Raw genomic sequence first — 17570 nt, forward strand, 5'->3', positions numbered from 1 at the left:
ATTATCAATCATAATATAAATATAAATCAAAGGAAGGTACTAAATATCATGAAGAGAAAAAAAGGATTTAACTATTTTGAAGCTTTTGTAAATTTATCAAAATACTCCTTATCATCAGCAGAAATCCTCCATAAAACCATGACTGAATTTAAATCTTCCCAGTTACCTAATAGGGTAAAAGAGATGCATGAAATCGAACATAGTGCAGATCTTGCAAAACATGATATTATGAATCACTTAGTAAAAGAATTTCTTCCTCCCATAGAACGGGAAGATATTATTACCTTATCTCAAGAAATCGACGATGTGACCGATTCAGTTGAAGATGTTCTTTTATTCATTAATATGTTTAATATAAAAAGTATTCGAGCAGAAGTTTTAAAATTCACTAAGCTTATTTCCACCTGTTGTAAATCCGTGTATGAACTTATGATAGAATTTCAAAATTTCAAACATTCCAAATCTCTCCATAATAAGATTGTAGAAATAAATCGCCTTGAGGAAGAAGGGGATGGCCTCTATATGGAGATGATGCGTAATTTATATTCCTCTACTAAAGATCCTGTTGAATTAATGACATGGACAGAAATACTACATAGACTAGAAAAATGTTGTGATAATTGTGAAGATGTCGCGGATATTATAGAACAGATTGTTATGAAAAACTCCTAAGAAACTATTTGATATAAATCCAAGAAAGGTATGTCTACTTAATGAATATTGAAAAACAGAAAGCATTTCTATTACATGTAATTTATATAGCATTTATTTTGGGGCTTGGATATATTGCTATTAAGTATATCCTTCCCTTACTTATGCCCTTTGTAATAGGCTTAATAATTGCTATATTATTTAGGAAAATAATCGACTATATAGAAAAAAAGACCCGTATTAAGCGTTCCCTTGTTTCTATTATAATTCTAATTATTTTTTATAGTATTTTGATAATGATTATAAGTAAAATCGGGTCCAAGGTATTTACCTTCTTAAAAGATTTATTTGGTCAGCTTCCTGATTTATACCGATATGCCATAGAACCGGCCATAGAAAAAACAGCCCATAATATTATTGAACAATTTCCCGATGTAAGAACCTATGTTGAAGAATTTACCCTTAATATTAGTGATACTTTATTTACATTTGTAAAAAATGCTTCCACAGCAGTTATAACTACCATAACGGGTTTTGCCGGAAGAGTTCCCTCTATTTTAATTAAACTGATTTTTACTATAGTATCATCTTTCTTTTTTACTATTGATTACTATAAGATATCTGATTTTATACTCCGTCAATTTAATGAAGAACGTAAAGAAATGATAGTAAAACTTAAGGATAATGGTTTAGGAACCATAGGCAAATTTATTAAGGCTTACGCTGCCATTATATCTATTACCTTCCTAGAACTGTCCATAGGATTTTGGATACTGAAAATACCTAATCCATTTATATTTGGTGCCTTAATTGCTATTATTGATGTAATGCCCATTCTTGGTACCGGTGCAGTCCTTATTCCCTGGTCAATAATAAACCTAATTCTGGGAAATACCAAACTTGGTATAGGGATGCTTATCCTTTATATTGTAATTACAGCTGTAAGGCAAACCATAGAACCAAAGATTGTAGGACAGCAAATAGGACTTCATCCGATTATAACCTTGGTTTTAATGTATGTGGGGGCACAACTGATAGGTGTGCTGGGCTTACTGCTTTTACCGGTAATTGCAACCATTATTAAAACCTTAAATGATGAAGGAACAATTCATCTATTTAAATAAAAATCCATAATTAAAATTAGGGGCACGGTTATACCGTCTGCCCCTATTCTTATTAGCTAAAGCTATCCCTCTTTTTAAAAGTAGCACAGTCTGTTTGATCAGAATCACTGGCATTTCTTGGTTCTACCTGTATCTGCTCAGCGGCACAATGGTCGCCGTTCATATAATATTCACAGGTATTAACTACACATCTTATTCCTTCATTGGGTTTATCCATTTTTCTTGTAAGCATCTTTCTTTCCCTCCAAAGCATTAGTTTACCCTACTATTGTTTGCAGAAAGAAAGAAAAAATTCAGTTTTGCTTATTTATTATATTGGAAAATTTTTAAAAGTCTAATATAATGGTTAGCTTCCCTTAAGGTATGATCTGCCAGAAGCGGTAATATTATGGACTTTATTTTGCAGTCTAAAAGTCCTTCTGTTGCCTGACCTTTAAAATCACGAATTTCCCTAGTAGCTTCTAAACTTTCCTCTGTAATCCTCATAAGATCCGTCGGTGTAGTCTTATCCATGGCTTCTTTAGCTTTACATGTCAGTTCATCAAATTCCTGTCCAAATTGGTCTGCTATATCAAACAATTCTTCTTCAGAAGGATCTAGAAGTCCCCGGATAAACTTAGCATGCTCTGCCATGATTCGATTCCAGAAGGCCTCCTGATCCAATGCCTCTTTTTGAATATTAATAAATTCCCTTGCTTGAAGCTTTTGAATCAGCCGCCGGTATAACTTAGCTTCTCTTAAGATATGATCTATCAAAAGCGGATAGTTAAGGGTAAACATTTTGCAATTTAAGACTTCATTAAGGATTGTTGTTTTAAATCTAATAATACTATCCAGTAAAGATAGAGCTCTTCTATTTAAGGCAAATACTTTCCGTTCCATTAATGGATGGAAGTCACTGCCTGCCATTAAGTTTTTCTCTGCCTGAGTAATCTTAGTCTTAAAAGGTATTCCTGTATAAAATTCCGTCAACTTCTCTGCTTCTAAGGTATATTGAGTAACAAATTCTCCTGATTTTATGGCCGTCTTACTGATAACTCCGTCAGCCAGTGCAACACAATCTGCCAGAAATTCTTCAAAAGCAATCCTAAGTTCATCGGCCTGTCTGGTAAATTTCTCATCTCTGGGGGTAAAACCTACTTCTAAGAAAAAAGAATGTTCCTTCATAATTCTTCCAAAAAACAAATGAGTCTCAAGGGATTGCCTAATATATTCTGCCCGTGATAACATATAAACCTCCTATTCTATAATTATATAAGCTTTTAAAATGCCATCACTAACAGTTTATTACATTTAATAAATACAGTTCCTTTTTACTTTAAAAAAATAAAATTAAGAGGCAAAAAGGATGCTGCCAGTTGGCATCATCCTTTTTGCCTCTTAATTCTCTATCGTTCAGGAAACTGCATAGCAATTCCTTCAGCCATCATATCTGCCATTTCCATAGCCTGTGTAAATATTTCATCAAAACCTTCCACGGAAGCTTGATAATTTTGCTCCAACATAAGCATTACATTATCAGCTAATAACTCCAGATGCTCCATAAGCATTGCATTCCAATCCTCAACACTCCAATTGGGGTTAATTCTAGCAAGAAATTCAGCTATCTGATTGCCATTGTCAACCCATCTTTGCCATACTTCTTCTACTTGACTATTATCCCCTGCCTTGGCTGCCTGTATAAACTCCGCTGCAATTGTTATATGGTTTCTAAAGAGATTTTCAAACTCCTGTGCAACATCACTACCATAAAAGATGCGCAGTACATTGGCAAAATCACTGGCATTACGAAGAAGTCTTGCAGTGGCAAATTCAAGCTCAGGAAGATCAAAGATAATACCCAGCATTACCATTCTAGTCCACATTACATGCTGGCTCCAAAGCATATGGAAGTAATCCATCAAATCCGGCAGCATACTGCCAAATTCATCATCCATCATGTCATCCATCATATCATTATCTTGGGGATATGAAGAATAATACTGAAATCCGGGTCTAATTGTAATCACTCGCCCCACTTGAAGACTTCTTGGATCTAACCCCGGATTTAGCTGCATAATCGACTCTACAGTGGTATTAAATATTTGTGCTAACATCCATAAGGTGTCATAGGGTCGAATTGTATACTGTATCGTACCATTCATATAAATTACCATCACCTATATAAAGTTCTATTTCAACTTATGATGATGGATATAAAAAGGTTACACTCATTTATAAAACCAATACTAAGGTACCTGCAGCAATTAATAATCCTCCTATAATTGCCTTTGCCGAAACTTGTTCACCTAAGAATATAAAAGCCAATACCATGGTAAATACAACACTTAATTTATCAATAGGGGCAACTTTTGATGCTTCCCCAAGCTGTAGGGCCCTAAAATAAAAGAGCCAAGAGGCACCGGTGGCTAAACCGGAATAAATCAAAAAACGCCAGTTCTTACTTGTAAGATTGGTAATCTCTTTATGTTTTCCTGTAAGAAAAACAATACCCCAAGCCGCAATAAGAACAACAAAGGTTCTAATAGCTGTTGCTAAGTTAGAGTTTATTCCCTCTAAACCTTTTTTGGCAAGAATTGATACCAAGGCAGCAAAAATTGCAGATAGTAATGCGTATATAACCCACATATTTTTCTCCTTTTTCTATATATATTTTTATCTAAATCATCTTGTATCAAATATATTAACATAATTATCTATTTTAATCCACAAAAAATCCTATTAAAGCAAATTGTATCCATATAGGTCAATTTGATTAATAGGATTTCCAATAATAAATTAATTATTTTGTATTTATATAATTTATCAGACCTTCTGCCTTTATTATCTTTTGCATAAATTCCGGAAAGGCCTGACCTTGATACTGTTTTTTCTTGGTCAGATTATAGATTATTCCCTTGTCAAAATCCACCTCAAGTTCATCACCATCTTCTATATCTTTAGAAGCTTCGGGACATTCTATAATAGGTAGTCCGATATTAATTGAATTTCGGTAAAAAATTCTTGCAAAGGTTTCTGCTATAACACAGCTGATACCGGATGCTTTAATTGCAATAGGAGCATGTTCCCTTGAAGATCCGCATCCGAAATTCTTTCCTGCAACCATAATATCCCCGGGCTTTACCTTGCTTGTAAAATCCTTATCAATATCTATCATACAGTATTTGGCAAGCTCCTTTGGGTCAGATGTATTTAAGTATCTGGCCGGGATTATAACGTCCGTATCCACATTATCTCCATACCGATGTACTCTTCCTGCTACTTTCATTTTATAAAGACCTCCTTCCTATAAGCCTAACTCTTCCGGTCCTGATATCTTGCCGGTAACAGCACTGGCTGCAGCTACTGCGGGGCTGGCCAGATAAACTTCCGATTCCACATGTCCCATACGGCCGACAAAATTACGGTTGGTAGTAGCTACCGCTCTTTCTCCGGCAGCCAGTACTCCCATATGTCCTCCCAGACAAGGTCCGCATGTAGGGGTACTTACCACTGCCCCAGCCTTAATAAAGGTTGATATCAGGCCTTCTTCAAGGGCCTGTAAGTAAATCTTCTGGGTGGCAGGAAAGATAATTGTACGAATTCCCTTAGCTACTTTTCTATCCTTTAAGACTTTGGCAGCTATCCTTAAATCATCTAACCTTCCGTTAGTACATGAACCAATTACAACCTGGTCAATCTTTATATCCCCTACCTGGTCAATAGTATGGGTATTTTCCGGTAAATGAGGAAAGGCTACCGTAGGCTTAATAGCACTTAAATCTATTTCATAAACTTTGTCGTAGTCAGCATCCTCATCTGCTTCATAAATAGTATAGGGCTTTGTTGAATGGTCCTTCATATACTGAATGGTAATATCATCCACAGGAAAGATTCCATTCTTAGCTCCTGCTTCTATGGCCATATTGGCAATGGTAAAACGATCATCCATAGTAAGATTTTTAATTCCCTCTCCTACAAATTCCATACTTTGATATCTGGCTCCGTCTACACCAATCATACCTATAATATGCAGGATAATATCCTTGCCGCTAACCCATTTAGAAGGCTTGCCCTTTAGGACAAATTTTATTGCTGAGGGTACCTTAAACCAGGCCTTACCTGTTGCCATACCTGCTGCCATATCTGTACTTCCCACCCCTGTGGAAAAAGCCCCTAAGGCACCATATGTACAGGTATGAGAATCTGCTCCTATAACCACATCCCCTGCCACCACAAGGCCTTTTTCCGGCAAAAGTGCATGTTCTATGCCCATTTCACCGATTTCAAAATAATTAGTAATATCATTGTCCATGGCAAACTCTCTCATGCACTGGCAATTTTGTGCGGATTTTATATCCTTATTAGGAGTAAAATGATCCGGCACCAAGGCAATTTTATCCTTATCAAACACCTGCTTAGATTTAAACTTCTCCATCTCCTTTATAGCTACTGGAGCGGTAACATCATTACCTAGAACCAGGTCTAAATCCACCTCTATAAGTTGACCTGCACTGACCTTATCTAAGCCCGTATGTGCAGCCAAAATCTTCTGAGTCATTGTCATACCCATAATTATACCTCCAATCTTATTCCAAGTTAAACTTCCTGGGCTATCAAATCTCCCATTTTATCAGTTCCTACCAAGGTCTTTTCCGGTGACATAATATCCACCGTTCTATATCCTTTCTTTAAAACTTTTCTTACGGCCTCTTCAACCCTATCAGCTTCCATATCAAGATCAAAAGAATACCTAAGCATCATGGCAGCGGATAAGATTGTTGCAATAGGATTAGCTTTATTTTGTCCGGCAATATCAGGGGCAGAACCATGGCTAGGTTCATATAAGCCAAGTTTGCCCTCCCCAAGGCTTGCACTAGATAGCATACCTATGGAACCTGTTACCATACTGGCTTCATCGGATAAAATATCACCAAACATATTCTCAGTAAGTATTACGTCAAATTGGCCGGGATCTTTTACAATCTGCATAGCACAATTGTCAACTAGCATATCAACCAGTTCCACATCCGGATAATTTTCTGCAACTTCTTTTGTTACCTGCCTCCAGAGCCTAGATGAATCAAGTACATTAGCCTTATCAACACTGCAAACCTTTTTTCTTCTTTTTCTGGCAATTTCAAAGGCAATTTTTGCAATCCTAGCAATCTCATTCTCATTATAAACTAATGTATCTGTGGCAGTCCGAAGGCCGTCAACCTCTTTAGTCCACCGGTCACCAAAGTATAATCCCCCTGTTAATTCCCTAACTACCACAAAATCAAATCCCTCTCCTATAATATCCTCTCTTAATGGGCAGGCAGCTTTTAACTCATCAAAAAGAATAGCCGGTCTAATATTTGCATAAAGATTTAGGCCTTTTCTTAGTGCTAAAAGTCCAGCTTCAGGCCTTAAATGGGGAGGAAGGCTGTACCAGTTAGATCCCCCTACATTGCCTCCTACAGCACCTAATAAAACTGCATCACTGTTTTTGGCAGTCATAAGTGCTTCATCGGTAAGAGGTACTCCAGTGGCATCAATTGATACTCCACCCATAAGAACCTGGGTATAGCTAAAATTATGGCCATATTTTCTTCCTACTGCGTCAAGTACCTTCATCGCCTCTCTTATAATCTCAGGGCCAATACCGTCACCGGGAATAACTGCTATATTATACTCCATGATAAACTATCCTCCTATTAATGGCTATCATATATTTATTGATATTTTAGCATAAAAACTGGTATAATAGAAATACATATTAAGAATACTTATTATAACTTGTGGTTATAGTGTTGAGGGATATTATTATAGAAAGGATTAATCATGGATAATCAATTATACTTATACTTCGTATTTAACTGTGTTGCAGAAACTGAAAACATTTCCCATGCCGCTAAGCTTTTATATGTTAGTCAACCTGCCGTAAGTAAGGCAATTACAAACCTAGAGGAAAATTTAAAGCAGACATTGTTTATAAGAAGTTCCAGAGGGGTAAAATTAACCGATGAGGGTCAGCTCCTATATAAATATACAAAAGAAGCTTTTGAAATTCTAAAAAAAGGGGAAGACTTGATGATGCATATGAAGGAACTGGGAGTGGGCCATCTAAAAATCGGTGTCAGCTCTACCCTATGCAAATATATCCTGCTGCCCTACCTAAACCGCTTTTTAAAGGCATATCCCCATATAAAGATAACAATAGAAAGTCAATCCACCATACACACCCTAAAACAACTGGAAAAGGGCACCCTAGATATAGGACTGGTGGCAAAACCGGCTAATCAAAAACTTTATAAATTTCTCCCAGTAGATGAAATTGAAGATATCTTCGTAGCCACCAAGGATTATCTTGATAATCTCCGGCTTAGGGAAATGGATGAGGATATATTTGCCACTGCCAATATCATGCTCCTTGATGAAGAAAATATATCAAGAATATATATAAATAATTATTTTAAAGAAAACAATCTTACCCCTAAGCATATACTTGAGGTAAGCAGTATGGACCTTTTAATTGAATTTGCCAAGACAGGTCTAGGGGTTGCCTGTGTTATCAAGGAATTTGTCCATGAAGAATTAAAAAAAGGCCAGCTTATTCAAATTCCTCTAAAAAAACCGGTAAATAAAAGAGAGGTTGGCTTTTGTTATAATCATAATAGCTACCTCTCAAATTCCATGACTAAATTTATAGATTTCATAACAAATGGTTAAAATGCTACCGTGAAGGAATATCATCTACCAGAAATTCGGCACTTACATAGCATGTCTGTCCGTTATAATTAATGCTGGCCCAGCCATTTTCTATAGAAATGACTTCAACCGAATCTGCATGTTTCAAGGTTCCCACCACAGTGCTTTCAGTTGCTGATGGAGCAGATCTTACATTTAATGAAGTACCGGCTGAACTAAGCTTTACATATTTTATGGTAATTGGATTAGTCGGCTCTTCTTCATTAGTTGTTTCCTCATTTTCCTCCTCATCATCTTCAAGAAGTTCATCTAAGTAAGCCCATTCATCCTCTATAATTTCCGGAGCCATGGTGGGTATAAAATAAGTTTCCTGATCATTATTGCTTTTACATCCTGCTAAAATAAATACCGACAAAGCAATTATTATATAAATTTTATTTTTCTTCATAATTATCACTCCAAAATATTGAAACTTCAATTACATATATAAGTATATAAATATAACTATAAATATAATCATAGCACATTTGACCGAGAGTTCAACACTCTATTTTATCAAAAATCAATAAATTTTACTTGTAGCAACTTTAATTCTAAAATATTCTTTCTTATTTAATTGGAAAATGTTATAATCTATTAATAAATCTATAATATAACTGAAACAAAAACAAAAGCCTAATTTTTTCATATAGAAGAGGTGAAGCGGGTGTCTATTAATTACGACTTAACATATAACGATTTTAATCCCACTGTATTTTATGTTTCCAAATGTAAAATGACCAAAAATGGTGTATATCATAATCATGATTATACAGAATTAGCTTATATCCTATCCGGTAAGGGAAAATACCTGGTTGATGGTATAGAGTATGATGTTGAAGCCGGGGATCTTGTAATATGCAATCCCGGCATTATGCATACACATATAGTTACTAATACAAAAGAACCTACCATTGAGTTTATCGCCGGTTTTACTGATTATCACTTTAAGAACATGACTCAAAATTCCTTAGAAATCAAAGACGGTACTTGTATCTTAAAAACCACCGCAGAAATAAAGCAAAAAATAATGATGCATTGCTATGCCATGATAGCAGAAAAAGAAAGCTGCAATGTCGGTAAATACTTTATGATAAAAACCCATCTTATGCAAATGCTCCTGCTTGTTATGCGTGAAATAGTGGATAATGAAGATTATGAACAGTCCACATGTAATTTTGATTCTTATAATAAGAATCATGCAGTAAAAAAAATCATAAATTATCTTAATGAAAATTATAATAAAAAGATATCTTTGGAACAGTTAGCACATAATATGTACCTGAGTCCTGTATATATATCAAAGATATTTAAAGAAGAAACCGGTGAGTCACCGATTAATTATCTAATTAAAATCCGTTTGGAAAAAGCAAAAGATATTTTACTTAAAGATGTAAATAGCAGCATAAAAAACATAGCCAATCAAGTGGGTTATGAAGATGCCTACCATTTCAGCAAGTTATTTAAGAAATATTATGGTATTTCTCCATTACATTACAGAAAAAAGGAATTGGAAATGAGAGCATCTAACCAGTAGTAAAGTGAGGTATGATATATGAATATGTTTGATACTATTTTCTCAAGGAAAAGCGTACGCAAATATTATCAGGAAAGGATTGACTGGGAGATTCTCGAGGATATCCTGAATTTTGCCGACAACTTACCTAGGCTTAACAAGGATATTAATGTAGAATATAAACTTGTAAGTAACATTGAAAGAAAACAGGGATTTAGCGGTCCATTTTCTATTAAAGCTCCTTATTATATATGCCTATGCTCGGAAAAAGGTGAGGATTATCTTTTAAATGCCGGTTATCTTATGCAGCAGTTAAGCCTATATATAGAATCATTAGGTCTTGGAAGTTGTTTTTTAGGACTAGCTAATCCGGGAAAAGAACTTAAAGATTCCATGAAATATGATTACGTAATTGCTCTTGCCTTTGGTAAGGCCAAGGAGCCTGTATATAGGGATTCCTTTTATGCAAAACGGCTTCCTGAGAAAGAACTGGTAGTTTACAAAGAAGAAGTATCATCCGATATACGGAAACTACTGGAGGCAGCAAGACTTGCTCCTTCAAGCTTTAATAACCAACCTTGGCGTTTTGTAGTATATAGTAACCGTATCCATATATTTGCTAAAAAGAATACATTAATTAAAAAAGTAATGGATAAAACTAAAATGATAGATATGGGAATAATGTTGGCTAATCTGATGATAGCTGCCGAAGAACTCTGGGTAGATGTCAAATTAGCAAAATCAGATTCAATAAAAAGTAAATCATTGCAAAATAATGAGTACCTTCTAACTGTATTAATTGATTGAATTACTAAAAAAGTAAAAACAGTATGATTTATAAGAAAAATTTAAAAAATTATTTTTTTATTACTTGACAAAGCTGTTTTTATATAGTATATTATGTCATGTGCTCAGGGGGAACTGCTTAAAAAGTTGTGACACATGAAAAATGCGCGAGTGGCTCAGTGGTAGAGCATCGCCTTGCCAAGGCGAGGGCCGCGGGTTCGAATCCCGTCTCGCGCTTAAGATAAAAGTATCGCTAATCCTTATACATTAAGGGTTAGCGATTTTTTCTTGTATTAAATCTTATGTTGTAAATGTTAAAGCGGAAAAAGAGTATTCCCTTTGCAAAAATAAATAAAAATGCAAAAATGCCACTGTTCCAGAATGGGTTATGAGACTGATGGAACATTATTTTTAAAATTTTAAACTACTTTGTAATAAAAGTTTAGCTTTCTTTTATTACATTTAATTTATCCACAATATTGAAACTTTACTTTGAATCTTTGAAACTAATTCAACCGTCAGTTCATTTGATTCTAAAAAAGTTTGCACTCTTTCATTTCTATAAAGTAAAATTAATAGTTGCGCTATTACAATACTTAATATAAGAACATTTAATATATAACAAAATTCTTTTAATTTTCCATACTTATCCCCTTTGTAGTTTTATTTTACACCACTTGACAACAACTAATTACCTATACATTAGTTTCTAATTTATTCTTGACTTAGTAATTTTATGTATTATAATCACTTTAAATGTAATTTAGGTAACTTATGTTTAATATAGTCAGTTATTAAATATACTGACATCTTAATAGCTAATATCCCTAACAGGCACTTAGTTAAAATAGGAGGAGGTACATTTAAATTGGTAAACATTCTTAAAGTTCGTGGGCTAACAAAAAGCTACGAAGACCATACCGTATTAGAAAATGTTGAATTCGAATTAAAACAAAATGAAATAATGCTAATAAAGGGAAGGTCCGGTACAGGCAAATCTACACTTCTAAATATCTGTTCCATGTTAGAAAATCCCGACGCCGGCGAGATAATATTTGACGGTAAAAACTTAGATTCATATGATCATAAGGAAAAACAAGATATACTAAGAAATCATCTTGGCTACATATTTCAAGATTATAATTTATTTGAAGATTTAACAGTGTATGATAATTTATATATTTATCTTACATTAAGCTCGGATTTAAATAAGAGTAAGATTAATGAATTAATCCGAAATAGCCTAGATGAGGTAGGCTTACTATCAAAAATAAAAAGTAAGGCCAAGCTGCTTTCAGGGGGCGAACGACAAAGAGTGGCTTTAGCTAGAACTTTGTTGCTACCTCGTAAGTTGGTATTTGCAGATGAACCTACTGCTAATATTGATGAAGAAAATTCAGCTAAATTAATTAATATATTTAATAAGCTAAAAGATAAGAATACAGCTATAATTATTGTTTCTCATGATGATATCTTTGACAGCTTAGCTGATAAAATATATCTTTTAGAGGGGGGTAAGCTATGTCAAAAGTAATTAGTGTATCTAAAATCTTTATAAAATCAAATGTTAAAAAATTTACATCCTCAATTTTATCCCTTGCCTCATTTTTGCTAATTGTCAATCTCTTACTGGGTATTATATTATCAACAACCGGGATTTTTTCAGATTCATTAACAGACAATAATACAATGCACTTTATGGAAGTTATATTTGACAGTGCCAATGAAGGTAGTATAGATGAAATAAAAGAAAATCTTTATAAGATAAATAAAATTGAAAGTATTGTTTGGGATTTTTGTCATCCTATTATGCTTAATGCAGTAGACTCCGATGCAAATGCTATTTTAAATATAATCGGAATACCTAAAGAAGCCTTAAAATACTTTAATATTACAACCGATAAAAGTGAATATTTTTTTATACCTTCAAGGCAAAAGGGTTCATTTAGCAAAGGTTCTGAGGCAGTATTTGAAGAGGGAGAATATTTTATAAATGAAGAAGGGAACCTGGATAGTAAATTAGTAAATCATCAAGTTATAATTGATGATTATTATAAGGAATTTGATTTCGATATGCTTCCTCCTGATTTAGCCTTGATTGACGAAGCCAGAATGTTGGCTATAACCGAAAGAATGTATCCCGACGGGAAAGTTCATGTACATAGAATCTTAGTAACATGTGATGATATATCATCTATGAAGGATATAGAAACACAAATATCTCAAATTTATCCGGATGCAACTATTCGATATTCTTTGAAATATAGTAAGGAACTACCTACATTTTCAGTAATGTTAATTACAGGAAGCAGTATTATTATAGTAATCTTATTAATTATATGTATTATTAATATTAGAAATAATGTGAATCAAATATTAGATACTCGAAACAGAGATATTGGTTTATTAACCTTATTTGGAACCGGTGATAAATATATAAAATCTATATTTATACATGAATTTTCTTTTTACGGATTTATTACATTTATTATAGCCACCCTCTCCAACCTTATATTATTTGTATTATTTAAAATGGTATTGCGCCTTGACTTGTTAACCGATTATTTCTTAATCTATCTTATACTAAATTTAACTATTTCAGTTCTGGTATTCTGCCTTGTTAGCTTTTTACAAATAAGCAGGAGGGTTAAAAAATTAAATAAAGCTAAGCTATTTAAGGAGTTTTTAAAATGATGAGATATTTATTTACTATTATTTTATGTTCATTATTACTAACAGCTTGTTCTGAAAAAGGCACCGAATTAACAGTAGAAAATAGCAGAGATTCAATTGGATATATTACGAAAATAAAAGACGGGAAGCTATATATGGATATGATAAATATAGAAACCAATGAGACTAAAGAGATGTATTTTAAAAATCCTCTGCTTAAAAAAAGTTTTTTTGTGGATTTCTCTTCCATCATAAACTATCATTTATTAAAAGGAAATAATGAAACAATGAGTCTCCTGTTTGATTCTAAAAAATGCAAGCTTTATAAAATAGATTCAGAAAGAGTAACAATATTAGGGGAGACTGCAAATTATGTTTACTTTTCTATAATAGATGATAATTATATTAACATTCACCAATTAAATAAGGAAAATGATACGATAGAATTCACTGATAAAAAAATAAAAATAACAGGTAAATTCATTATAACTAAAGCAAGCAGCAATTATGATTCTGATGAAATTTACTGTTGCTATAGTATGGATGGTAAATCATATAGCTGTAAAATTAATAAAAATGATATATCCATAAGAGAATTGCTAGATTACCCAACAAGTAATACTTTCTGCTTAAATGAATCAGGAGATAGATTTTTAAGTTTATATAATGCGAGTTCCAGTTTATATACTTTTGATCCTATTATAATTAGCTTAGATAATACACAAAGCAAGATTACAGCTATCGATAATTTAGAAGAAGGTAGTATAGAATTCTCATTTGTTTATAATAACACATTTTATATGGGATATCTCAAAAATCTATTATATCTCTATACTTGGAATCAAAATGATGGTTTGAAAGAATTGGAGCAAATTGAGAACTTTTCTAATATAAGCTGGACTATATATAATGAAAAGCTGTACATATATTTTGGTGAAAATTTTATTATAATAAATTAGTTCTACAGATTATTAATGGCCCATTCCTATATAACTATTTAGGATGTGGGCCGTTTTAACTAATTGTTTATATAGGGTTGTTTATTATAGAAATCCGACAGTAAAAAATTATCGATTTAAGTTGTTTTATGATATAATAAAATTAATGTAATAAAATATGCAAGAAAAATTTATTATATTTAACAAAATACCCCGACGAAAAGACCTCTTTGATGGAACAAAAATCATTTGCGAGGTCTTTTCTATAATACATTAACTTTTTATTACTGTATAACAACAATCGACCTACTTATCAGATAATGACTAATTATTATTTAACAACAAAATATACTTAGTACTTATATGACGAGGTGAAATATGGGTATCTTTAATACATTTAAAGAGAAATCTATTAAAAACAATGGGTTAATTGAAAGATCAAAAGCTATGATAAAGAAGGATAATGAATATCTGGATGATCTATCCGATTTTATTGATCCGAGTTTCGAATTAGAAGTAAAAGAACGATATGGTGCACTTATTGATGATATAAATAAATCAATAAAATTCTTTACTCCTCATAGAACAAAACTCATTAGGAGTAAGAAAATGCTTGATAAAGTAGTTACTGAAATAGATCTTTCTATTAATAACCACAACAATATTGTAGCCCAACAAAGAATTAAGGATGCAAGTAAAATAATAGAGCCTGTAGAAAACAGAAAGCTTGATGACCAACAAATGATGTGTATTGTTAAAAATGTACACAATCATCTCGTTGTGGCAGGAGCTGGCACAGGAAAGACTACTACTATTGTAGGAAAAATCAAATATATACTTCTTAGCGGCCAATACAAAGCACAGGATATACTTGTGTTATCCTTTACCAACAAGTCAGCATCCGAAATGAGTGAACGAATACTCAATGAAACAAAGAGTAACATTGAAGTATCTACCTTTCACAAACTTGGTCTAAATATAATCACAAAAGTAGACGGTATAGTACCTAAAATATCCAAAATCAATGTAAATAAGTTTATTAAGGAAAATTTAAAAACATTATTGGTTGACCAAAGTTATAAAAATAAATTGTGTCGGTTTTTATATTATAGAATTGAGTATCAAAAAACAGAATTTGATTTTACTTCTATGACCGAATACCACAAATATCTTGAAACACACCCACCCAAAACCCTTAGGGGAGAAATTGTTAAGAGTTACGGTGAGCTTCAGATAGCAAATTTCTTATTTATAAACGGAATAAATTATGAATACGAGAAAGAGTATGAAATAGACACGCGCACCGAAAATAAGGCGCAGTATTATCCTGATTTTTATTTACCAGATTACCAAATATATATTGAATATTTCGGAATAGATGTTAATGGAAATGTTCCCTCATATTTTACCTCAACTACCCCGGGGAAGTCTGCAAAAGAAGAATATCTTGAAGGTATAAATTGGAAAAGGAATATACATGAGCAAAATAATACAACTATGATTGAGTGTTTTGCATATGAAAAAATGATCAATGAATTGGAAGACAAGTTAAAAGAGAGACTTACCGATAGAGGTGTTCATATATCTCCAATTGATACTGATACACTGTGGAGTATTATTACAAATAATAGTGAAAATGATGTTTTATCCGGTGTAGCTGAAATATTCGGAACTGTTATTAATCTTATTAAAAGCAACAATATTTCCTTTCAAGAATATGAAAGAAAATGCTCGTCTTCTACTTTCGGAAAAAGAAACCTTGAAGTAGCTTCTTTAATTAAACCTATTTTTGAGACATATACAAATAAACTTAAAGAAAATGAAGAAATCGATTTTAACGATATGATTAATAAAGCCACTGCATATGTGCAAGAGGGTAAATATATAAATCCATATAAGTATGTAATAGTGGATGAATATCAAGATATATCAAAAGCAAGATTTTCTTTACTCAAAGCACTTAGAGACACAAATGATTATGATTTGTTTTGTGTAGGTGATGACTGGCAAAGTATATATAGATTTGCAGGAAGTGATATGGCATATATATTAAACTTTTCAAACTTCTGGGGTCCTACAGAGATAAGTAAAATAGAAACGACATATAGGTTTTCCAAAAGCCTTATTGATATAAGCGGTTCTTTTGTCATGAAAAATCCCAATCAAATTAAAAAAAATATTCAAGGTAAGGAAAATAAATATGGCTTTGCACTTGGTGTTATAAAAGGATATACAGAAGACTATGCAGTTCAGTTTATGCTAAATAAATTAGATGAATTACCTGCCAATAAATCAGTATTCTTTATTGGTAGATATTCATTTGTTATGAAAATACTTGAGAATACCTCGCAACTTCACTGTAGCTACGACAATACAAACGGAACAATCAAAATCACATATTCGAAAAGAAAAGATCTTAAAATAACTTTCATAACAGCCCATAAATCCAAAGGCTTACAGGCTGATTATGTTTTTATTTTAAATAATAAGGATCGTGGAATGGGATTTCCAAGTAAAATTCAGGAAGATCCAATAGTTGATCTACTTCTTGAAGCAAATGAAACATTCCCCTTTGCCGAAGAAAGACGCCTTTTCTATGTTGCAATGACAAGGGCAAAGATAAAAACATTCCTTGTTACAATAGATGGTAACGAGTCGGTTTTTGTATCTGAATTGAAAGATCAATACGAAAATGAATTAAAAACTGAAAGGTTTACATGTCCATGGTGCGGTGGTAAATTGGTGAAGAAAAAGGGACCATATGGGGATTTCATAGGCTGTTTAAATTTTAAAACCTCAGGATGTAAATTCACCCGTAATCTTCAGTCAAGAAGTAGCAAGTAAAGTATGCTTAAGATTACTACTAAGATTATCTATAAAATTAAAATGGTATACATAAAAATACAATTGCCTGCAACAGCATAAGAGCTAGTTGCAGGCAATAAGCATATACTAGTTATTATCTACTCCACTACATACTCCTCTATAAATTCTTCAAAGCTATCAATATCTTCAAAGGCTACTTCATTACCTAGAGCCTCAAAGTGTTTCTTTCCGCATTTAATTTTAGCACTTTCTGTTGGTCTTAGGGCATCAAACATAATATCCGCCTTGGTTTCCAGTACAAAGTAGAGCTTATCCTTGCCATCTACCTCGATTAGTACAGCCCAA

At 33.0% G+C, this 17570-nt stretch carries 18 protein-coding genes and 1 tRNA gene; 10 read left to right on the forward strand and 9 right to left on the reverse strand.

Annotation, left to right across the window (positions count from 1 at the left end):
- Positions 1-48: 48 nt before the first annotated feature.
- Positions 49-672 carry a DUF47 domain-containing protein gene (locus tag SD1D_RS09280; protein ID WP_058258653.1) on the forward strand — a complete coding sequence of 208 codons (624 nt, stop codon included), beginning with the start codon at positions 49-51 and terminating at the stop codon, positions 670-672.
- 41 nt (positions 673-713) lie between these two features.
- A complete protein-coding gene (gene ytvI / locus SD1D_RS09285; protein ID WP_087758886.1) occupies positions 714-1775 on the forward strand; it encodes a sporulation integral membrane protein YtvI in 1062 nt (353 codons plus the stop codon).
- Between the two features lie 52 nt (positions 1776-1827).
- On the opposite strand, the gene SD1D_RS09290 is transcribed toward ytvI, so the two are convergent.
- From SD1D_RS09290 to leuB, 7 genes are all read right to left on the reverse strand, one after another.
- On the reverse strand, positions 1828-2007 hold the full coding sequence (locus SD1D_RS09290; protein ID WP_058258654.1) for a DUF1540 domain-containing protein: 180 nt from the start codon (positions 2005-2007) through the stop codon (positions 1828-1830).
- A 71-nt stretch (positions 2008-2078) separates the two neighbouring features.
- Entirely contained in the window at positions 2079-3005 is a 927-nt protein-coding gene (locus SD1D_RS09295; protein ID WP_058258655.1) for a DUF2935 domain-containing protein, read from the reverse strand.
- A gap of 158 nt (positions 3006-3163) precedes the next feature.
- On the reverse strand, positions 3164-3919 hold the full coding sequence (locus tag SD1D_RS09300) for a LysM peptidoglycan-binding domain-containing protein (RefSeq protein WP_162287269.1): 756 nt from the start codon (positions 3917-3919) through the stop codon (positions 3164-3166).
- A 70-nt stretch (positions 3920-3989) separates the two neighbouring features.
- Positions 3990-4403, reverse strand: coding sequence for an EamA family transporter (locus SD1D_RS09305; RefSeq protein ID WP_058258656.1), 414 nt, complete (start codon positions 4401-4403; stop codon positions 3990-3992).
- 154 nt (positions 4404-4557) lie between these two features.
- Positions 4558-5043: a 3-isopropylmalate dehydratase small subunit gene (gene leuD, locus SD1D_RS09310; protein WP_058258657.1), complete on the reverse strand. Its 486-nt coding sequence runs from the start codon at positions 5041-5043 to the stop codon at positions 4558-4560.
- Between the two features lie 18 nt (positions 5044-5061).
- Complete coding sequence (leuC, locus tag SD1D_RS09315; RefSeq protein ID WP_058258658.1) at positions 5062-6327, reverse strand: 3-isopropylmalate dehydratase large subunit; 1266 nt, start codon at positions 6325-6327, stop codon at positions 5062-5064.
- Between the two features lie 26 nt (positions 6328-6353).
- Positions 6354-7436 (reverse strand): 3-isopropylmalate dehydrogenase, encoded by a 1083-nt coding sequence (gene leuB / locus SD1D_RS09320; RefSeq protein ID WP_058258659.1) that lies wholly within the window; start codon positions 7434-7436, stop codon positions 6354-6356.
- 144 nt (positions 7437-7580) lie between these two features.
- On the opposite strand from leuB, the gene SD1D_RS09325 reads away from it, so the two are divergent.
- A complete protein-coding gene (locus SD1D_RS09325; protein ID WP_058258660.1) occupies positions 7581-8468 on the forward strand; it encodes a LysR family transcriptional regulator in 888 nt (295 codons plus the stop codon).
- A gap of 4 nt (positions 8469-8472) precedes the next feature.
- On the opposite strand, the gene SD1D_RS09330 is transcribed toward SD1D_RS09325, so the two are convergent.
- Positions 8473-8895, reverse strand: a complete 423-nt coding sequence (locus SD1D_RS09330) for an SH3 domain-containing protein (RefSeq protein WP_058258661.1) — start codon at positions 8893-8895, stop codon at positions 8473-8475.
- A gap of 258 nt (positions 8896-9153) precedes the next feature.
- Here SD1D_RS09330 and SD1D_RS09335 point away from each other — a divergent pair, with 258 nt between their 5' ends.
- From SD1D_RS09335 to SD1D_RS09365, 7 genes are all read left to right on the forward strand, one after another.
- Entirely contained in the window at positions 9154-10023 is an 870-nt protein-coding gene (locus tag SD1D_RS09335) for an AraC family transcriptional regulator (protein ID WP_058258662.1), read from the forward strand.
- A gap of 18 nt (positions 10024-10041) precedes the next feature.
- A complete protein-coding gene (locus SD1D_RS09340; protein ID WP_058258663.1) occupies positions 10042-10809 on the forward strand; it encodes a nitroreductase family protein in 768 nt (255 codons plus the stop codon).
- A 144-nt stretch (positions 10810-10953) separates the two neighbouring features.
- Positions 10954-11025: transfer RNA gene (locus SD1D_RS09345), tRNA-Gly, on the forward strand.
- Between the two features lie 631 nt (positions 11026-11656).
- Positions 11657-12322: an ABC transporter ATP-binding protein gene (locus SD1D_RS09350; RefSeq protein ID WP_058258664.1), complete on the forward strand. Its 666-nt coding sequence runs from the start codon at positions 11657-11659 to the stop codon at positions 12320-12322.
- The gene (locus SD1D_RS09355) at positions 12310-13482 is read left to right on the forward strand and encodes an FtsX-like permease family protein (protein WP_058258665.1); all 1173 of its coding nucleotides are present in this window, start codon (positions 12310-12312) and stop codon (positions 13480-13482) included. Before SD1D_RS09350 ends, SD1D_RS09355 begins: the two co-directional genes overlap by 13 nt.
- Positions 13479-14420: a hypothetical protein gene (locus SD1D_RS09360; protein ID WP_058258666.1), complete on the forward strand. Its 942-nt coding sequence runs from the start codon at positions 13479-13481 to the stop codon at positions 14418-14420. The genes SD1D_RS09355 and SD1D_RS09360 overlap by 4 nt, the downstream gene beginning before the upstream one ends.
- A gap of 357 nt (positions 14421-14777) precedes the next feature.
- The gene (locus SD1D_RS09365; RefSeq protein WP_058258667.1) at positions 14778-17243 is read left to right on the forward strand and encodes a UvrD-helicase domain-containing protein; all 2466 of its coding nucleotides are present in this window, start codon (positions 14778-14780) and stop codon (positions 17241-17243) included.
- A gap of 119 nt (positions 17244-17362) precedes the next feature.
- On the opposite strand, the gene SD1D_RS09370 is transcribed toward SD1D_RS09365, so the two are convergent.
- Positions 17363-17557, reverse strand: coding sequence for a restriction endonuclease (locus tag SD1D_RS09370; protein ID WP_058258668.1), 195 nt, complete (start codon positions 17555-17557; stop codon positions 17363-17365).
- Between the last annotated feature and the right edge of the window lie 13 nt (positions 17558-17570).

The organism is Herbinix luporum, assembly GCF_900070325.1.
Taxonomy (GTDB): domain Bacteria; phylum Bacillota; class Clostridia; order Lachnospirales; family Lachnospiraceae; genus Mobilitalea; species Mobilitalea luporum.